The sequence below is a fragment of the Desulfonatronospira sp. MSAO_Bac3 genome, from assembly GCF_003838035.1.
Classification (GTDB): domain Bacteria; phylum Desulfobacterota; class Desulfovibrionia; order Desulfovibrionales; family Desulfonatronovibrionaceae; genus Desulfonatronospira; species Desulfonatronospira thiodismutans.
Map to the genome: position 1 here is coordinate 1 of NZ_QYZY01000017.1, position 2,521 is coordinate 2,521.

General features: G+C 49.0%; 2 protein-coding genes. Both read left to right on the plus strand.

The window, feature by feature from the left end; all coding sequences use genetic code 11:
- Positions 1-807 precede the first annotated feature (807 nt).
- Positions 808-1,473: an LptM family lipoprotein gene (locus tag D5S03_RS00305; protein ID WP_287042360.1), complete on the plus strand. Its 666-nt coding sequence runs from the start codon at positions 808-810 to the stop codon at positions 1,471-1,473.
- A gap of 778 nt (positions 1,474-2,251) precedes the next feature.
- A complete protein-coding gene (locus D5S03_RS00310; RefSeq protein ID WP_287042361.1) occupies positions 2,252-2,467 on the plus strand; it encodes a hypothetical protein in 216 nt (71 codons plus the stop codon).
- Positions 2,468-2,521: the final 54 nt, after the last annotated feature.

Genomic DNA, 2,521 nt, shown 5'->3' on the forward strand with positions numbered 1-2,521 from the left:
AGCGTGAGACAGCTGCAGCAGAAAATGAATGGCATCAGAGCTGGAAACCGGCGCAGCCAGTGCGCAGAGATGCAGGATTTTGCGCTCGACAGGGCTTAATTCTTCAATCTTTGAAATTAACTTGTCCATAATTGTATACACATTTTTATTGTTGCCTGGTTTTTTTACTATTCAGCACGCCTTGTAGTCCACCCTCATTTTTAACATCGTAACCATTCAAGGGGCACTCATTTGTATTTCCTGGCACAGGATCTGGGGCACCCTGAATGGTTACTTAACATCGAATCTCCTTGAACATGATCTATTTTAACCTGATTCTTCTCCGGCATCAAATGCCAAATTTCCAGGTCAATATTCAAAAAAGCAGCCGACCCCGGACATTCCCGCAAATAACTTGCTCTCCAGCTCACCAGCATACGCGCTTAGCACAAATTTCAAACAAACATGCAGGTAACTTTATCTGACGCCCCGCCCAGCTGGATTACGAGCACGGTGTAAACTCCCCTCCTTAGCCAAGGAGGGGTCGGGGGTGGTTGTATGAGCTCCCTTCATTATCTCTCCCCTCCTTAGCCAAGGAGGGGTCGGGGGTGGTTGTATGAGCTCCCTTCATTATTCGGATGTTGCCCCGCAGGGACCTCTTTTTCCGCGCAGGATCGAGGAAAAAGCCTGATATCAATTTATCAGCGCAACAAGCCTGCAACCACTCCTCCACTCCTCAAAAACATTGAAAGAACAATTTTTTTTGATTATCTTGCAACCCAACAGCGAATTAAATAAGTATGTTATTAACGGAGGTCAGGCTATAAAATGATATGGACGGTTTGGGAAAAAGTCAGAGGTGCCTGCCCGGCAAGGTACGTTGTCGGACTGATCCTGACGGTTGCTTTGCTGGCCGGTTGCGGCAGCAGATACCCCCTGGACATACCAGAAGAACAGTGGGAAGCCATGACCCCTCAGGAACAGCTTGAGGCCAGAGAAGAACAGGCAAAGCTTGACAGGGCCGCTGAAGAACGCAGGGCTGCCGAGGCCAGGGCCAGAGAAGCCGAGGCCAAAAAGTGGCTCAAAGACCTGGAAGCCAGCAGAGAAGATGCCCGATACGGAGAAAGGCTGCAGTGCGTATTGTCCCCGGCCCAGGCCTATATTGGGCGCAGCTGGAGAGAAATCGAGCCCCTGGCTCTGGATGTGGTCAAGGGCATGGTTTTAAATCTTGATCTAAAAGAGGCTGACGACGGCGTCTTTCGTTACAGCACAGAGGCTTATGCCGGGTTTGACGGACAGACCCTGAGCATTTGCCCTGAAGAGGATTATGTGCAGAAAAATGACCCAAAGTGCGCCAGAGTACTGGCAACCTTTGAGCAGTACAGGAAAGGCGTTGAAACCACCATCAAGGCATCGGATTTTCTAAGGGGCAAAATAGTTTGCGACCTGGTACCCGGCGAAGGTATGCCCAAACGCCTTATCCTGGAAAAATAACAACCTCCGGGCCTTTTTTTGCCAGACCATAATAAAACCAGCAGGCTTGAGCAATGAGACTGTTTGCCTGTCCATGAATAAAATTGCCGCCCTAAATGTGGTTTTTTACTCCAAAAAGGTTTGACGCAAAATGGGTAAAAAATCACATCCGCCTCTGGTGGGGGCTGAGGCTCGGTGGCTGGAGAAGGATTTTGGAATCGAGGTCTGCAGTTCTGCTGAAGATGTGACTTTGCATAGGCGCTTGGCCGAAATTTCAAACCAACATGTTGGCAACTTTATCTGACATCCTGACCCGCTGGATAAGTGCACGGTGTAAACTCCCCTCCCATGGAAGAAAGTATGGGGGTATGAGGGTATCCATGTGTGGGTGTAAAGATGTTTTGACTACCATACGCCCTTACTCCCATACTTCTTAAGGCCGGGGGTGGTTGTAACCAATCCCTTCATTATCTCTCCCCTCCTTAGCCAAGGAGGGGCCGGGGGTGGTTATAACCAATCCCTTCATTATCTCTCCCCGCCTTAGCCAAGGAGGGGCCGGGGGTGGTTATAACCAATCCCTTCACTATCTCTCCCCGCCTTAGCCAAGGAGGGGCCGGGGGTGGTTGTAACCAATCCCTTCATTATCTCTCCCCGCCTTAGCCAAGGAGGGGCCGGGGGTGGTTGTAACCAATCCCTTCATTTTTCTGATGGTGCCCCGAAGAAGCCTCTTTTTCCGCGCAGGCTCGCGAAAAAAGCCTAAAATGCTTAAAAATAACTTCAAAACAACAAGATCAGCGCTATGAAAAAATATCTCTTGTTAACATTCATCCCGGTCATTTTATTCATGACCGGTTTGTCCCAGGCCAGCTACCGTATCGAGCTTGAAAGCGGAAAAAGTGTCATTACCCGCCATTACTGGGAAGAGGACGGCTGGATCATGTTCTACCAGTATGACGGGGTGGTGGGGTATCAGGCCAGTGAAGATACTGCTGTACTAAATAATTTTTTTCGCTAAAAAGCATGAAGTGTGCAAATGGTATTATAAAACTCACACCGCATTCATCTTATA